Consider the following 16,065-nt stretch of genomic DNA (forward strand, 5'->3'; position numbering starts at 1 on the left):
ATGAAGCCTATTAAACTCACCATGCAAGCTTTTGGTCCCTTTGCAAAAACGGAAACCATCGATTTCGAAAAGCTTGGTAGTAATCCTTTATTTTTGATTAATGGCCCAACCGGTTCGGGCAAAACCTCTATCCTCGACGCGATTTGTTTTGCGCTTTATGGCGAAACGACAGGTAACGAACGTCTGGGTATTCAGATGCGATGTGATCTAGCAGCTGTTGATTTACCTACCGAAGTTACGTTGGAATTTTCACTTCACAATAAAGTATACCGCGTTGTCCGTTCACCAGAGCAAGAAGCGCCGAAGGCTCGTGGCGATGGCATGACGGTACGAAAGCACATGGCATCACTTTATGAATTAGGTGATAGCGAGAAGCTGATTACCAGTAAAACCACTCAGGTTAAAACCGAAATCACTAACATCATTGGCTTAACAGAAACGCAGTTTCGCCAAGTGATGGTGCTCCCTCAGGGAAAATTTCGCGAGTTGTTGCTGGCGAGCTCGAAAGAACGTGAGGAGATCTTCGGTCAGTTATTTCAGACCGATATCTACAAGAAAATTGAGTACGCCCTGAAAGATAAAGCAAGCGCGATCAGTAAAGCGAAGAACGAGTTTGATAACCAGATTCGCGGTGCATTGCAAGTGGCGGGAGTAAGTTCAGAAGAAGAACTGGGTGTGCAACGAGAGACTATTTCAACGCAACTTGAAGAAGAGAAAAAGAGCGAACAAGCCTCTCTAGAAGTTCTTAACAGCATTAAGTCTGAGCTACAGAAGGCACAAGCACTTGCTGGAGAGTTTACTCGTCGTGAGCAAGCCGAGGTAGCGCTAAAGACACACTTAGAGAACACCGAGGAGATAGCGGTTCGCCAGGATCAATTAGACACAGCAAAGAGTGCCAGTAAAATTGAGCTGCAGTATGTCGCTTTACAAAACGCCAAGGCGCAATCACAACAGCTATCTGAGAAGATTTCCGCACTCAGCCAAAACTTAAACGAAGCCACGAACGTGGTGACGGTAAAAGAAGCAGAGCTGAAAACAGCAAAACAGAATGTAGAGCAAGTTCCCCAGCTGACGCAGTTGCAGTTTAATCTCGAAGTAATGAAAGAGAAACTGATCGAAAAGTCAGATTGGGAAGCGAAAATCGCCAACGGGTTACAACAGAAACAGCAATTCGAAACCAAACTGCAGCAATACGTCAGTTTAAAAGACAAGCTGACCCTAGATGCGCAGCAAGGGCAGAAGAACCTGGATCAGGCCCGTGTTGATGTTGCTTTAGTTGGTAGCATTGAGGCCGAAATCAAGCAAAAGCAACGCCTTTTGCAGGATGTCCAAAAGCTGGTTAGTTTAAAACAAGAGTACGCGAAACATGATACGTTAACCGCTGACAAGCAACAGAAGGTTGAACTAGCAAATCAAACGTATCTTAAAGCTCAGCAGTTAGCGGATCGCATAGAGCTAAAATGGCACAACGCACAAGCGGCGGTTTTAGCCCGAAGGCTACAAACAGGGGAGGCGTGTCCGGTTTGTGGCAGTTGCGAACATCCTCATCCTGCACAGTTTAGCGAAGAAGAGGTAACCAAAGAGCAAGTTCAAACGGCTCGAGCTCAGGAGCGAGAGGCACAAGCTTCATATAACCAGCTTAGCAACCAACTGGAACAGCACCATGTTGTCGCTCGACAGTACCAAAAACAAGTGGATGAGCTTTCACAAGAACTTGGTGAGCATGCTAAAACCGAAGTAATCACGATTCAGGCTGAGCTTCAGTTAGCAAATGAAAAATTGCAAAAACTGACGGCTATTGATATCGCAGAGTTAGAGAAAAACGTTGAACAGCTTAACCAGCGCTGTGTTGTTGGCGAAACAAAGATCAACGAGCTGCAAAATCAAATGGCGGCCAACGAATCAACAATTAAGGCAAATCAGGGTCAGCTGAATAAATTGTTGGAAAACCTTGATCCGAAATACCGTTCGGTGGAAGTGATTGAGCACGAAATAACGCAAACGAAAGAGCAGGTTAAACGTCTTAACGAAAGTCTGGAAAGTGCTCAGAAACAACTTCAACAAGCGATGTTAGCTAAGTCGAATATTGAAAGTCAGCTAACCACCAACAAGCAGTGGTTAGCGGAGTCGGAGCTAAAACTCGATGAGGCAAAATCGAACTGGCAAAAAGCACTGGGCGAAAGCCGTTTTGAGGATGAAGAAAATTATCTTCAAAGCAAAGCGACAGAACAAGAGCTGCAATCCTGGCTGCAAGAAATAGACGAGTTTAAGCAGGTTCAAATCAAGCTAGAACAAACCTTGTATGACCTTAATCAAGTGTTAAAAGATCAAGAAAAACCGAACCTTGAAGAAATTAACGCCAAGTTAAACGCTCAGCAACAACACTACGTCGAGTCTCGCAACAAGCTAGATTCTGTACGTTCTACTTTTGAGCGTATTGAAAAGGTTAGCGACGATATTGTCGCTTTACATGACAAGAACAGCAAGCTCGAAGCAGAGTATAAAGTCTTTGGTACGCTTTATGACGTGGCGAGTGGTAAAACCGGTAGCCGTATCAGTTTGCATCGTTTTGTACTCGGCGTTCTTTTAGATGATGTATTGATTCAGTCTTCGCAGCGATTAAGTTTGATGAGTAAAGGCCGTTACATTCTTGCACGCAAGACGGAAGGGTTTAAAGGAGCTGCAGGCCGTGGGCTTGATCTCGTGGTTGAAGATGGTTACACCGGTAAAATGCGTGATGTTGCAACGCTTTCTGGTGGTGAGTCTTTCATGGCTGCACTGGCTTTAGCGCTTGGTCTTTCTGATGTCGTACAATCCTACAGCGGGGGGATTCGCTTGGATACACTGTTCATTGATGAAGGCTTTGGTAGCCTGGACCCTGAATCTTTGGATCTTGCGATTCAAACCTTAGTCGATCTGCAGCAAACAGGCCGAATGATCGGTGTGATTTCTCACGTATCGGAGCTTAAAGAACAGATGGCACAACGCATTGATGTAGAGCCTTCTCGTATTGGGTCAACCGTTTCGGTTAAGTCTCAAATGGCGCTAGCTGATTAAATACCAACCCAGCATTCAAAGTTGATCTTATTGTTACTGCTGCGCTAAAAAATCAATCACAGTGGTATTAAAAAACTCAAAGCCCCAGGATAGGGGCTTTGTTTGATTCGAAATCACGGTTGACAGAATTTCCCTTCTTTTGGTGACTGTGAAATAGTGTAATCACCATCAAGGTTACGATAAACAATCGTGTTCCAAACCACACCATCATTCATTTCAAACTCAATTGCGTAATTCACGCCGCTGACGATTTGTGCATGCACATTGAGAATCTGTTTAAATGATGAAAGGGTATCCATTTTTGTCAGAACAAAAGCCATTGCTTTTTGAACGTCGGGTGTAGACTCGAAAATTTTCCACCCACCTGGCATATTTCCCTGAGTATTGCATACGTCTGCCGAGGTTGTTATTTCTGTCGTTCCTTCGGGGCTGTTTTGCTGGCAACCAACAAGCAAACCCAAAAGTACGTAAGCTAACATTGTCTTAAACTTCATAACAATAACCTCAATTTATATCGAGGCGTATTATAAAAGCCCCTAATAAAGAGAAATGTCTATGTTGTGCAAACTTTCGATAGGTAGGACGTTAAATTGTAAAATAAATAACTGAATTTGTAGGAATATTTGTAGGAACGGTACTTTTTGTTTTAAAAATACCTCCTTTTCAAGAAAGATACTCGATCAAGCATAAACGAATAGAAATTTGTGATCTGTTTTAAATCTTATACAGTAAAATCAGTCACTAACTCATTTTGGGAACCTGTAATGAAAACACTAAAGTTACTGTTATTGCTGTGTGTTGCTGTTTTATTTGGTTGTACTTCTAAACCGGATGGTGTGGAGCCAGTTAAGAACTTTGAGCTTAAACCTTATTTGGGTAAATGGTATGAAATTGCGCGATTAGACCATTCTTTTGAGCGTGGATTAACCAATGTAACCGCTGAATATGAACTTCGTGAAGACGGCGGTGTGACGGTGATAAACCGTGGCTATTCACAAGAAGAACAAAACTGGAAGCAAGCGGAAGGTAAAGCGTATTTTGTCGATGAACCGTCAACTGGCCATTTAAAAGTCTCTTTCTTTGGGCCATTCTATTCGTCGTATATCATCTTTGAGCTCGGTAAAGATTATGATTACGCATTTATATCTGGTTTCAATCGCGAATACCTTTGGTTACTCTCACGTCAGCCGAAAGTAGATTCAGTAACCCTTGAAAGATTCAAACAAGTAGCCCGAGAAAAAGGTTTTGATGTAGACAAGTTAATTCTGGTTGATCAGGCTCATTAGTCTAAGACCGTAGATAGAATAATCCCCCTGAATCGGGGGATATGATAGAGCTGTTTAACGCTATTTAATCAGACGAATAATAAGTGAACCCGCAGCTCGCATAGACTCGACATTATGGCTGATGACGATGCCTGCTTTTGGAGCGGTATAGCGCTGTATTTCGTCACCAAACCCGTCGTATTGGATTGCGACAAGTTGGCCTTGCTCCACAGCATCTAAGACATTGACTTGTGGCAGAACAAAACCGCCAAGTTCCGCGCGCACGTTGACGATTTCTGCCCCTTCTATGCAGGACTCAATCGCTTCTGGCTCTCCGGACAACACGTCATGATATTTAAGGATGTTTATGATGCCGTTAACTGTACGATTAATGAGAGGTTGATCGGTATAGCGACCCGCCCCCACTTCCACTGTGATAGATGGTACACCCACATTGTTCCATGCCGTTTCTAGTACGCCACTTTCACCTGGATCATCCAGAATGACATCTGGATTGAGCTGACGCGCCATGTTGAAAGCGTCTTCTATACGGAAATCTGCGAAAACATAAAGTGGGTAGGCTGCACCGCTGGTTTGGGTGTGTAAATCAATCGCTAATTCAGCGTTTGGTTTTAGCAGGTTATTCCATAACGTATGCAGGTAGCGATTGGCTTCATTACCAAACTCATTGCCCGGAAAGAAACGATTTAGGTTCGCGCGGGCGGCGTCTGGGTCAGGTGAACAAAAGTCGCGACTTTTATTCAACATACCACTCAGGTTAATTCCGGGTACGATGGTTACCGTACCGGCAAGATCATTTCCAACCAGTTTTCGCGCCGTTTTTTGCGCTGCCAACACACCACTGTATTCATCGCCGTGAACACCAGCGGTAATCATAACTTTCTTGCCTGGACGTTGACCTTTAAACACCAATACAGGCAGATGTTGCCATTGCGAAAGCGCGTTGGTTGCAATGCGAAACCAGAACTTATGTTCACCGGATGGGAGGTCTTCAACATCTAGATCTTGTATTACTTTGTGTCCTTGAATTACATCATCGGAAAATCGTGTCGCCATTAAGATCTTTTACTCCAAATACATCTGTGTCTATTTTTACTCACGGTGCTTAAGACCAAGTTAAACAAGTGACTTCAGGGTAGATAAAAATCGCGTGACATCTTGCTCTGAAATGTCTTTATGGGTCACAAAGCGGATAGGGTTTCCTGGCGTAATAATGATGTCTTGCTGTTTAAGCTTCTCAGCGATGGCTGCGATGTCTACTTGTGGCGCTAACTTAGCAAACACAATATTGGTTTGAACCAAGCCGGGCTTAACAGAGAATCCTGAGAGTTCTGCCAATCCTTGTGCTAGGGTCTTAGCATTAATATGATCTTGCTTTAATTGGAGAACTTGCTCGGTAATCGCGAGTTTACCCGCAGCGGCTAAGATACCTGCCTGGCGCATTCCACCGCCAACCATCTTTCTTAGGCGTCGTGCTTTTGCAATGTACTCTTTGCTGCCGAGAAGGAGAGAACCAACAGGTGCGCTGAGTCCTTTAGAAAGACAAATGGTCATTGAATCAAAATACTGCGCAATTTCTCTTACAGGTACATCGAGTGCCACTGCTGCGTTAAACACGCGTGCACCATCAAGATGTAGTTTTAGGTTGTGCTTATTAACAAAATCACGAGCTTCTGCAAGGTAGGTAAGCGGTAGAACTTTACCGTTAATGGTATTTTCAAGACTCAATAGGCGCGTACGTGCGAAGTGCATATCGTCTGGCTTAATGGCCGCTTCGAGCTTATCAAAAGGTAAAGTACCGTCGGGATTATTCTCGATTGGTTGAGGTTGAATGGAGCCTAAAACCGCCGCGCCACCCGCTTCGTATTTGTAGTTATGCGCTTGTTGACCACAAAGGTACTCGTCGCCGCGATCACAGTGAGCCATCAAACCTAACAAGTTCGCTTGAGTGCCGGATGTGGTAAATAGTGCTGCTTCAAAGCCTGCTAGTTCTGCAGCGTATTGCTCCAACTCATTCACTGTTGGATCATCACCGTAAACGTCGTCCCCAACAGGCGCGGTCAACATGGCTTCGCGCATGGCTTGAGTCGGTTGAGTTACTGTATCTGATCGAAAGTCCATGAATATCTCCTCTTAATCCCTAAATATAACCGCAAAGGCGAGCTTTGCTTAAACAAGCGATAGTTTTAGCATCGGTAATCGTGCCGTCGATAATTTTTTCTTCTAGTCGTTTCAGTGACATTGTCACCACCTCAATCACTTCATCTTCATCGCATTCATAACGATGAGTTGCGGTTAACTCCTGTGCGATAAATAAGTATTGGATTTCATCACAGAAGCCCGCTAAAGGCGTAACTTGTCCGAGTGATATAAATTTCTTTGCGCTAAACCCTGTTTCTTCTTCCAGCTCCCTCTGCGCACAGGCTAGGGGATCTTCAACACCTTCGCGGGTTCCTGCCGGAAGTTCAAGCAACCATTTATTGAGAGAAGGGCGAAACTGATTCACAAGTACGATTTCATTGTTCTCGGTTATAGGCAAGATAACTGCCGCGCCAGGATGATGAATCGTTGTGTGTGTAATTACCTGACCAGTGGGTAATTCAACGTCTTCTTCTATCAATGAGATTTGCTTCCATTGATGAATGGTTTTAGTCATGAAGTGATAATCCAAACTATTAAGGCTTGTATGAACATTAACGACATTCGTCATCAAACAAAAGAAAAAGTGTGTTTACAACCTAATAACTTGGAAAGAGCAAGCAATTCTGCTGTGTGGTTTCCTTGAGCTTGTGTTAGCGAGAAAACCTTGCTCTTTTTAACTTAAAGTAATTCTTAATCGACAAAAGCGTACATATTTTTAGTGATTTGCATCTCATATATGGAAACTATGATTGCTAAGTGATGTATCGAGCAAGCATCTGCTATAAGGGAGGTTAGATAAAATTGCACTTGTAACAAAGTGATAACAAATGTATAAAAATAAATATACAATATCAGTTCAGCAGCCGGAGCTCTCATGATACAACCCTCTTTTGCATCAAATGCCGATAAAGCACTTCTTTCCGAGCGAATCAATAAGTTGGCGAAAGCGTTGACTGATGGCGTTTATGAGCGTGAACATACAATTAAACTTTGTCTGCTAGCAGCGCTTGCGGGTGAAAGCGTGTTTCTTCTCGGCCCTCCTGGTATTGCGAAAAGTTTAATTGCTAAGCGCTTAATTCAGGCGTTTGATAGCAGCAGCTATTTTGAATATTTGATGACTCGTTTCTCGACACCGGAAGAGGTGTTTGGCCCTCTGAGCATCCAAGAACTGAAAGACAACGGCCGTTATGTCCGTTTGACCAAAGGTTACCTACCGACTGCACAAGTCGTTTTCTTAGATGAGATCTGGAAAGCAGGCCCAGCAATCCTGAATACTTTGCTGACAGTAGTGAACGAAAAAACATTTAAAAACGGCAGTGACATTGAGCGCGTACCAATGCGTTTGTTAGTGTCGGCATCGAATGAACTACCAGACGAAGACAGCGGCTTAGACGCATTATATGACCGTATGCTGGTACGTGTGTTTGTTAACCGTATTCAGAACAAACAGAATTTTAAGTCAATGCTAACCGTAGGCACTTCTCAGGAAGCAAAAATACCGGAAGGTTTGGCGATTACTGATGAAGAATACCATCAGTGGCAGCAACAGTTTGATAAGTTGGCTCTTACAGACAATGCCTTTGAAAAACTCTTCCAGCTTAAGACCATGTTAGAAAGCAAAGTTGAAGCTGAGTTCGGTGATATCGCAAATACAGACATGTATGTTTCTGACCGACGCTGGAAGAAAGCGGTAAAACTACTTAAAGCCAGTGCGTTCTTTAATGGCCGCGATGAGATAAATCCGCTCGATCTTCTGCTTCTGCAAGATTGTCTGTGGAATAGCCCTGAATCGCGTGATGTCGTTCGTGGCGTTGTTCAAGAGTTTGCGCTCAAACACGCTTTTGATCAGCAAGATGCCGAACAAGAAATCGAATACTGCCGAGAAACACTCGTTGAAGTACAACACGAGCTCGAAGATGCCTACCGCATGACACTTACGTCAGAAGCGGCGACGGGTATTCTGCGTAAAGAAACCATGCGCTTCGATACTTCCAAAGCGAAAAGCTACAAAGTCGGTGCTGCGGTGAATTTAGTGAAACTGGTGATTCTACAGAGTAATATGTCAGTGTCTGAATCTGAGAAAGGTGACAGCCGCTGGGTGTATGTTCCGAAAGATGAATTAGACCGCGTGATCAAAGATGGCCAAGGTGATGTGTATGGTTATGTTAACCAAAACACCAATATGTGCCGCTTGCGCTTTGATGTCGATGCAGAAAGTAACTTGGTGATTCGTGATATTGCTAACCGAGGCATTCTAGTCGGTTTAGTAACGCAAGAAGGCTTAGATATGGAGCGATACGAAAACTGGCTTACTCAAAGTGAAAAAGCAATAAGTCAGTTAAGTGGAGCAGAGCATCACATACGTAAAGTAAAAGCGAACTTCCATGATGCGCTACCGCACAGTTTTGTCGACCCAGAGCTGCCGCGTTCAATGGAATCGAGTTTGCAACACGTAAGCCAGAGGCTTGAATCTATCCAGGGTGAAAGCGAGAAAATTGTTCAGCGCTTTAAGAACTTACCACAGTTTTTCTCGTAAGGAGGCCTCATGTTAGGTGCGGACGGACTCAACTTAGCTTTGATGATTGCAGATTCGGGTATCATCGACAGTGCAGTAAACGACCTAATGGCGCGCTCTCAAGTCATGATGATGGCAGAAAACCGAGGGGTAAAATCCTCAGTAAAAAGCCATCTCTTGAAATGGCGAGGCAACGTGAAAAAGCGCATTACTAAGGTATGTGAAACAGAGCGATTTCAGCAAGAACTCGCCTTGTACCAGGAAGTCATTCACTGGAGTGAAGATGAGTTTTTTGATCGCATAGAAGACGTCATCAAAAAGCTCGAATGGCACTCTGCATTTTACATGCAAGCCCGTCGTATGTTGGAGAAGAATAAAGGGGTTAACAACCCAATGTTCCCACATTACTTTTGCGACCAGTGGTATCAAAGTCTCGCCGATGCTATTAAAAAGGCGCAGTTGAGTGAGTTGGAAGCCAACAAAGAGAAAGTTCTCAACGACCTTTATCAGCGTATGGAAACCATGCGTAATATGGATAAAGTGACGGAGTCTGGTGATGCAGAAAGTGTAGGCCGTTTATGGGATATGGCGTCTGCCAAGTTGAGTAAGACTGACCTTACAGTAATGAAGCGCCATGCCGAGTTTTTGAAAAAGCATAAAGGTTTACAAGAAATCGCCGAGCAACTTGGTCGTATGGCAGGGCAGGTGAATGATCCAGATCTTAACCGTGCGCCTGCTGAAGAGTTGCAAATGGTAGAGGAAAAGAGTGACGAAGCGACCGACGACATTGTGGGTATTCACGAAAGTGACGATTTAAATAAACTCCTCCCAAATGAAACCATGTTTTTGGCATATCCAGAGCTTGAAGTGGTCTTCTATAAACACCTTGTCGACAAGCGTTTGATGAACTATCGAACTCAGGGCAAATCGCGTACGCTGCGAAAAGTAAAAGCGCATCGCCCTGATAACAAAGCGGTTGATATCGAAAAAGGTCCATTTATTGTCTGTGTAGACGCTTCTGGTTCGATGAGTGGGTTTCCAGAACAATGTGCTAAGGCGATGGCTTACGCGCTAATGCAAATTGCCTTAGCAGAACAGCGTGACTGCTACGTCATCATATTCTCTACCGAGCACATTACGTACGAACTGACTAAACAAGATGGTTTGCGCGAAGCGGCTGATTTCCTGACCTATAGCTTTCATGGCGGTACTGATTTGGAACCGACTTTGATTAAATCTATCGATCTGATGAGTGGCGACAAGTACAAAAACGCTGATATGGTGGTGATTTCAGATTTTATTGCACCAAAGCAGCAGGATGAGTTACTCGAAAAAGTAACAGCGCTGAAAGCAAAGAAAAACCGTTTTCATGCGATCAGTTTGTCCAAGTATGGTAATCCGGCGTTAATGTCGATGTTTGATCATGTCTGGTCTTATCATCCTAACGTAGTTGGTCGCCTGCTCAAAAGAGTCAGTAATAGTTAGTTTTGATCGAATCTTCACCTAACTGACTTAAAAGAAAGCAAACAAACGGCAAATGAGTGATTTATGTTTGACTATCTTTTTCGAATCCGTAAAGTAGCAACCAACGCAACGGGGGAGGCCTCTTAATGCGTTAATGTGACGGCGCCTTGGCAGAGTGGCTATGCAGCGGATTGCAAATCCGTGGACCTCGGTTCGACTCCGGGAGGCGCCTCCATATCAAATTGTTCAGATATGGCTCCATACTTTTCAAAATTAGTATTAGTGATATCTCGATGCTTAAAGCATCCACATTAAGCCAGCGAAAGCTGGTTTTTTTGTCTCTGCAGTCTAGGTGGTTCGATTAGTGTGACTCTACTTTCAGCACCAGAAACTGAATCCGCCTACAATACGCTCTTCTAAAGGATTTAATGAAGTAGCATGAGAAATACCGACGATTACATCATCTTTTATCACCTGGTCGAACAAGGCTCGTTCAGTGGCGCGGCTAAGCAAATGGATCTGACCAAGTCTGTGGTCAGTAAACGCATTGCAAAGCTTGAGCAAGATCTCGGTGTTCAATTGCTGTATCGCACTACACGAACAATCAAGTTGAGTGAAGCCGGTCAGTCTTTCTACGAGCATGCGAAATCGGTTTATCAGGCAGTTGCTGATGCTGAAGAGGCCATTGTTGGTTTAGGGCGTAATTTATCTGGTAACATCAAAATTACCGTTCCGACCATTTCTGGTGAATTAATTCTTCCTGCTGTGATCGCTGAATTTAATAACAAATACCCAGACATCAATATCGATATGGAACTTGATAATCGTTTTGTCGATATTGTAAATGAGCGCTTTGATCTTGCAATCAGAACGGGCGTGTTGCCAGACTCTAGCTTAATCGCCAGAAAGCTTGTCGATGTTAACTGGATCGTGTGTGCATCTCCGCAGTATCTCGCCAGACACGGTATACCGAAGCAGCCATCTGAGTTAGAAAAGCATAACTGTCTTGTGTATGCATATCAGGAAACGGGGGCTCGTGAATGGGCTTTCAGGGATGGGGACAGTGTTTATCAGGTGACGGTCGACGGTAATCTTTGTATCAATAACTCGTCCGTATTAAGAAATGTTGCACTACTAGGACAGGGGCTTATCTACGTGCCACGCGTTTTGGTTTATGAAGACTTAGAACAAGGCAGATTGATTCAACTGTTCAAGGAAGAGACCGCGAAGTGTCTTGGTATTTATGCCGTGTACCCTTATACACGGCAGCAGCCAGAAAAGGTTAAGATCTTTATCGACCACCTTTACGCCTGCTTTCAAAGTCAGAAGCACCGTTTTTAACTCCTCAATTATGATCATAAATGCAACATCATCTGTGAGCATGGTGTTGCGTTTACCTGTACGGCAGCTACCTTAAATATCCTTCCCATTAATAAAGTTACGTGACTAAGCCAAATTATCAACGAGTCGAATAACTCGATATTGAGCACATATGTTAAAGAATGGTTTTGATATTGTTTCTTTAGGGAAACAGTCTGTTTCTTTGGTTAAATTGTGCGTATTCATAATTTAAATTATTGAAAAATAAAAAGTAAATATAGTTCGCTTGTTACTAAGTGCGGGTTGTGTGATTTCCATCGATAGACGCAGGAAAAAGGACTGCTTATAGTGAGCCAAACTCAATCAACCACGGCTAATGTGGCGATAAGAATTAGAGATACGGATATGAAACAAAAGCAGCTGATAGAAGCATTCAAAACGATAGTCGGTGAAGACAACGTCCTAACTGATCAAGTTAAAACCAAGTACTACCGCTCAGGTTTTCGCTCGGGTAGTGGTACAGCGCTTGCTGTCGTGTTTCCTAACACCTTATTAGAACAGTGGAAGATCATAAAACAGTGTGTCGAGGCGAACTGCATCATCATTATGCAAGCGGCGAAGACCGGACTTACTGAAGGTTCTGCTCCGAGTGGTAACGATTATGATCGCGATGTTGTTGTTATCAACATTACTAAGATAAAGAGCATTCACTTACTGGATGGTGGCAAGCAGGCTGTCTGTCTACCTGGTGCAAGCTTACATTCACTAGAAAAGTCGCTAAAAGCGGTTAACCGTGCGCCGCACTCTATTATCGGTTCCTCATCGTTAGGAGCGACGGTCGTGGGCGGTATTGCCAATAACTCTGGTGGCGCGTTAGTTAAACGTGGTCCGGCATACACGGAACTGGCGATTTATGCTCAGGTAGATAAAGAGGGCAAACTGCACCTTGTTAACCACCTTGGTATTGAAGGATTAGGTGTCACTCCGGAAGAAATACTGACAAACTTGCAGGAAGGTAACTTCGACCCAGCCAAAATCATCCACAATGACCGTATGGCCTCAGATAAAGAATATGATGAGCGTGTTCGTGATGTTTCTTCGGATATTCCATCACGATTTAATGCAGATGAGCGTCGACTATTCGAAGCCAGTGGTTGTGCGGGTAAACTCGGTGTATTTGCCGTTCGTGTCGACAGCTACCCTGTGCCAGACAAGGAGCAGGTTTTTTATCTTGGCACCAATGATCCTGCTAAGTTGACTAAGTTACGAAAAGACTTCTTATCCAATTTTGAAAACCTGCCTGAGATGGGGGAATATCTGCATCGAGACATTTTCAATATGGCAGAAAAGTACGGCAAGGATGTGTTTCTTTCGATAGACAAATTGGGAACGGATAGGTTACCTAAAATGTTCGCCCTAAAGGCGAAAGTAGAAAACATCTTAGAGCGCGTCCCTTTTGTGAGTAAATACCTGCCAGACACGATTCTGTATTACGCAAGTAAGCTATTCCCGCAGCACTTACCTGAACGCATGTTAGATTACCGCGATAAATACGAACACCACCTGATTCTAAAAATGAGCGATGCTGGTATAGCAGAAGCCGAGCAGTACTTGAAAGAAGTATGGGCGGTTGAAAACGATTGTGATTTCTTCGAATGTACCCCAGACGAAGGTAAAAAAGCGTTCCTACATCGTTTTGCGGCGGCTGGCGCAGCTATTCGTTATGAAACCATTCATCGTCAAGAAGTCGAGGATATCGTCGCACTAGATATTGCTCTGCGTCGTAATGACGAGGAGTGGCTGGAAACCTTGCCTGAAGAGGTAAGTAAGAACCTGGTACAGTCGCTCTACTATGGTCACTTTATGTGTTATGTGTTCCATCAGGATTATGTGTTCAAAAAGGGTACAGATACCAAATTGATGAAGAAGCTGATGCTGGAGCATTTAAATAGCCGTGGTGCTAAGTATCCTGCTGAGCACAACGTCGGCCATTTGTATGAAGCGGAAAACACTCTGCAAAAGTTCTATCATCAGTTAGACCCGACTAATACTTTCAATCCAGGCATAGGTAAAATGGATAAATATAAGCGCAACTGTAACTGCTGCGCCTAGTTCATGACAGCCCTTAGGTGAGCCGATATAAAATGTTAAGCCCTTCCACTTTTCATCGTAGAAGGGTTTTTTGTTTCAGACGTTCAGTAAAATGAGGGTCAATATAGGCTATATCGCACGTACTGCAGCAGCTGCGATAATGCCAGCCGCAATAGCAGGTAGTGGCTTTTTGACGACAAACATCACGACCGCTGTAGACAGGAGTGCCATGCGGGCTCCATTATCACCTTCAACGGCAAGGGGGGCTAATAGTGCTACTAATACCGAGCCCGACATAGCCGTGATAAAACGCTGTACTCGTTCGCTGATCGGAACAAATGACATTATAAATACGCCGCCCCAGCGTGCTACTAAGGTCACCATTCCCATGGCAAAGATAATAACAAGCGTGCCAGCAAAACTGGTTTCTATACTCATGCTTTTTTCTCCTTCCAACACGCTCCTAGTATTCCACCCGCGAAAGCACCAACCACCACGTGGCTGTTCTCAGGTAAGTACCAGTAAGCCAGCAATGAAGAGCCTGCGGCAACGCACCAAATGGCAAATATACGCAAGTTTTTAGGCCCAACGACAACCATAGATAGTAAGAAGCAGCCCATGACCATATCCAGACCAAGGCTTACCGGATCTTTTATCGCGCCACCAAAGTAAATGCCTAACCAAGTACCAACAATCCAGAACCCCCATAATGCTAAACCACCGCCAACGAGCAAACCCAGTCCGGGCTCTTTCTTCGCAAATGCGTTCATTGCCATTGCCCAGTTTGCGTCTGATGCTACTAGCATGACACCGTAACGTTTAGCAGGTGGTAGTTGGCGTAACCATGGGTAAAGTGTTGCGCCCATAAGAAGATGACGTGCATTGATCGCGAATACGGTGATCAGTACCGGAACCAATGGGACCTCAGTTCCCCACATTTCCAACGCCGCAAATTGAGAAGCGCCAGCAAATACGAGTCCACTCATTAGCAATGTCGGAAAAGCGTCTAAGCCAGTTTGTACCGCAGCGACACCGAACGCGAGGCCGAATATCACCACGAACATGGAAAGCGGTAATAGCTGTGTAAACCCACCCCATACATCTAAACGAGTAAACTCGTGTAGTCCTTTAGAAGAAGGATAGAGTTGTTGATTTTCTGTCATAAAGATACCTAGCCAGCAAGAAAAGGGGTTAGCCAAATAAGCTGTTTGTTATGTTTTTGTAAAGCGTATCTCTATCATCAATTGTGGCGGTTTTCAAACACAAACGGTGTTTATAAGAAGATCCAGTATTTGAAGTGCCAGCATCACATAGACTCGATGATACATTACGGCTGAATGAAAATAAGTTGCGAAGGAATTGGAGTAACTCTAATGAGTGAATTATGTTCAGTTTGCGCGCGGTTTATACCGGTCGGATCGCTTTTTAAGCACTTAAATCAAAAGCATAAAATTTTTTGTTGACCAGACAAATTAATCCGTTAAAGTACGCCTCGTTCTCACGGCAAAGCCCTGAAAGAACAAAGCGACACTAGCTCAGTTGGTAGAGCGCAACCTTGCCAAGGTTGAGGTCACGAGTTCGAACCTCGTGTGTCGCTCCAAATTTAAAAGATAACGCAGAAGCGGTATCAAAGATGGTGTTTATCGTACTAAACGGCATCGCAAAGAATTGCGTGCCCTGGTGGTGGAATTGGTAGACACAAGGGATTTAAAATCCCTCGGCGTTCGCGCTGTGCCGGTTCAAGTCCGGCCCGGGGCACCATCAAACAACAGATGTGTGGATTTAAAATTCCGCCGTCGAGCTGACCGGCCGAGTGTCGGACCATCAAGCACGACACGGAGCAACATCTAATCTCTTTTTACAGAGAATCAAGAAAATATTAAAGGCGCCTTGGCAGAGTGGCTATGCAGCGGATTGCAAATCCGTGGACCTCGGTTCGACTCCGGGAGGCGCCTCCACTATTTAGAAAGCCAGTCTCAAGACTGGCTTTCGTCGTTTTGAATTCTCAAAAAATTTTCCATTCTTATTCACGCCAGGTGATAAATAAATCGCATCTTTGTAATCCAGAGAGAGCCTAACAACTGCAGTTTAATGCCATCCTTTTAACCACGAGTAGAATATAAAACCGTCGCGTCAAATTAAATCGCTATAGGTCTTTTTGTTAAGTTATTGATAATATACACAAATAAA

At 44.1% G+C, this 16,065-nt stretch carries 12 protein-coding genes and 4 tRNA genes; 10 read left to right on the forward strand and 6 right to left on the reverse strand.

All coding sequences use genetic code 11. The features are described 5' to 3' along the window. Entirely contained in the window at positions 1 to 3,057 is a 3,057-nt protein-coding gene (locus tag OO774_RS21820) for an SMC family ATPase (RefSeq protein WP_264906699.1), read from the forward strand. 113 nt (positions 3,058 to 3,170) lie between these two features. On the opposite strand, the gene OO774_RS21825 is transcribed toward OO774_RS21820, so the two are convergent. After that, entirely contained in the window at positions 3,171 to 3,551 is a 381-nt protein-coding gene (locus OO774_RS21825; RefSeq protein ID WP_264906700.1) for a cystatin domain-containing protein, read from the reverse strand. Positions 3,552 to 3,821: 270 nt separating this feature from the next. Here OO774_RS21825 and OO774_RS21830 point away from each other — a divergent pair, with 270 nt between their 5' ends. Beyond that, entirely contained in the window at positions 3,822 to 4,343 is a 522-nt protein-coding gene (locus tag OO774_RS21830) for a lipocalin family protein (RefSeq protein ID WP_264906702.1), read from the forward strand. A 60-nt stretch (positions 4,344 to 4,403) separates the two neighbouring features. Here OO774_RS21830 and OO774_RS21835 read toward each other — a convergent pair whose 3' ends face one another. Genes OO774_RS21835 through OO774_RS21845 form a run of 3 tightly spaced genes read right to left on the reverse strand, consistent with a single transcriptional unit; the run spans position 4,404 to position 6,999 of the window. After that, on the reverse strand, positions 4,404 to 5,399 hold the full coding sequence (locus OO774_RS21835; protein ID WP_264906703.1) for a succinylglutamate desuccinylase/aspartoacylase family protein: 996 nt from the start codon (positions 5,397 to 5,399) through the stop codon (positions 4,404 to 4,406). Positions 5,400 to 5,459: 60 nt separating this feature from the next. Further along, positions 5,460 to 6,464 carry a low-specificity L-threonine aldolase gene (ltaE, locus tag OO774_RS21840; protein ID WP_264906704.1) on the reverse strand — a complete coding sequence of 335 codons (1,005 nt, stop codon included), beginning with the start codon at positions 6,462 to 6,464 and terminating at the stop codon, positions 5,460 to 5,462. A gap of 19 nt (positions 6,465 to 6,483) precedes the next feature. Then, the gene (locus OO774_RS21845; RefSeq protein ID WP_264906706.1) at positions 6,484 to 6,999 is read right to left on the reverse strand and encodes an NUDIX hydrolase; all 516 of its coding nucleotides are present in this window, start codon (positions 6,997 to 6,999) and stop codon (positions 6,484 to 6,486) included. 360 nt (positions 7,000 to 7,359) lie between these two features. Between OO774_RS21845 and OO774_RS21850 the strand changes: the two genes are divergently transcribed. From OO774_RS21850 to dld, 5 genes are all read left to right on the forward strand, one after another. Further along, positions 7,360 to 9,021, forward strand: a complete 1,662-nt coding sequence (locus OO774_RS21850; RefSeq protein ID WP_264906708.1) for an ATPase RavA domain-containing protein — start codon at positions 7,360 to 7,362, stop codon at positions 9,019 to 9,021. Positions 9,022 to 9,030: 9 nt separating this feature from the next. Continuing rightward, positions 9,031 to 10,485 (forward strand): ATPase RavA stimulator ViaA, encoded by a 1,455-nt coding sequence (viaA, locus tag OO774_RS21855; protein ID WP_264906709.1) that lies wholly within the window; start codon positions 9,031 to 9,033, stop codon positions 10,483 to 10,485. Positions 10,486 to 10,625: 140 nt separating this feature from the next. After that, a tRNA-Cys gene (locus OO774_RS21860) sits at positions 10,626 to 10,699 on the forward strand. Positions 10,700 to 10,902: 203 nt separating this feature from the next. Then, positions 10,903 to 11,805: a LysR family transcriptional regulator gene (locus OO774_RS21865; RefSeq protein ID WP_264906710.1), complete on the forward strand. Its 903-nt coding sequence runs from the start codon at positions 10,903 to 10,905 to the stop codon at positions 11,803 to 11,805. 384 nt (positions 11,806 to 12,189) lie between these two features. Next, positions 12,190 to 13,896, forward strand: coding sequence for a D-lactate dehydrogenase (gene dld, locus OO774_RS21870; protein WP_264906711.1), 1,707 nt, complete (start codon positions 12,190 to 12,192; stop codon positions 13,894 to 13,896). Between the two features lie 108 nt (positions 13,897 to 14,004). Here the strand turns inward: dld and OO774_RS21875 are convergent, their stop codons facing one another. Continuing rightward, positions 14,005 to 14,313: an AzlD domain-containing protein gene (locus OO774_RS21875; protein ID WP_264906712.1), complete on the reverse strand. Its 309-nt coding sequence runs from the start codon at positions 14,311 to 14,313 to the stop codon at positions 14,005 to 14,007. Continuing rightward, complete coding sequence (locus OO774_RS21880) at positions 14,310 to 15,038, reverse strand: AzlC family ABC transporter permease (protein WP_264906713.1); 729 nt, start codon at positions 15,036 to 15,038, stop codon at positions 14,310 to 14,312. The genes OO774_RS21875 and OO774_RS21880 overlap by 4 nt, the downstream gene beginning before the upstream one ends. 361 nt (positions 15,039 to 15,399) lie before the next feature. Here OO774_RS21880 and OO774_RS21885 point away from each other — a divergent pair. The 3 genes from OO774_RS21885 to OO774_RS21895 all read left to right on the forward strand — a co-directional run bounded on the left by OO774_RS21885 (position 15,400) and on the right by OO774_RS21895 (position 15,833). Then, positions 15,400 to 15,475: transfer RNA gene (locus OO774_RS21885), tRNA-Gly, on the forward strand. A 74-nt stretch (positions 15,476 to 15,549) separates the two neighbouring features. After that, positions 15,550 to 15,636 (forward strand) — tRNA-Leu (locus OO774_RS21890). A gap of 123 nt (positions 15,637 to 15,759) precedes the next feature. Then, positions 15,760 to 15,833: transfer RNA gene (locus OO774_RS21895), tRNA-Cys, on the forward strand. Positions 15,834 to 16,065: the final 232 nt, after the last annotated feature.

Origin of the sequence: Vibrio sp. STUT-A11, from assembly GCF_026000435.1 — a bacterium.
GTDB lineage: Bacteria > Pseudomonadota > Gammaproteobacteria > Enterobacterales > Vibrionaceae > Vibrio.

Coding starts and splice junctions, on each gene's coding strand:
- OO774_RS21875 (WP_264906712.1), bottom strand. CDS start 14,313: ATGAGTATAGAAACCAGTTTTGCTGGCACGCTTGTTATTATCTTTGCC.
- OO774_RS21850 (WP_264906708.1), top strand. CDS start 7,360: ATGATACAACCCTCTTTTGCATCAAATGCCGATAAAGCACTTCTTTCC.
- OO774_RS21825 (WP_264906700.1), bottom strand. CDS start 3,551: ATGAAGTTTAAGACAATGTTAGCTTACGTACTTTTGGGTTTGCTTGTT.
- viaA (WP_264906709.1), top strand. CDS start 9,031: ATGTTAGGTGCGGACGGACTCAACTTAGCTTTGATGATTGCAGATTCG.
- OO774_RS21845 (WP_264906706.1), bottom strand. CDS start 6,999: ATGACTAAAACCATTCATCAATGGAAGCAAATCTCATTGATAGAAGAA.
- OO774_RS21835 (WP_264906703.1), bottom strand. CDS start 5,399: ATGGCGACACGATTTTCCGATGATGTAATTCAAGGACACAAAGTAATA.
- OO774_RS21880 (WP_264906713.1), bottom strand. CDS start 15,038: ATGACAGAAAATCAACAACTCTATCCTTCTTCTAAAGGACTACACGAG.
- OO774_RS21865 (WP_264906710.1), top strand. CDS start 10,903: ATGAGAAATACCGACGATTACATCATCTTTTATCACCTGGTCGAACAA.
- OO774_RS21820 (WP_264906699.1), top strand. CDS start 1: ATGAAGCCTATTAAACTCACCATGCAAGCTTTTGGTCCCTTTGCAAAA.
- ltaE (WP_264906704.1), bottom strand. CDS start 6,464: ATGGACTTTCGATCAGATACAGTAACTCAACCGACTCAAGCCATGCGC.
- dld (WP_264906711.1), top strand. CDS start 12,190: ATGAAACAAAAGCAGCTGATAGAAGCATTCAAAACGATAGTCGGTGAA.
- OO774_RS21830 (WP_264906702.1), top strand. CDS start 3,822: ATGAAAACACTAAAGTTACTGTTATTGCTGTGTGTTGCTGTTTTATTT.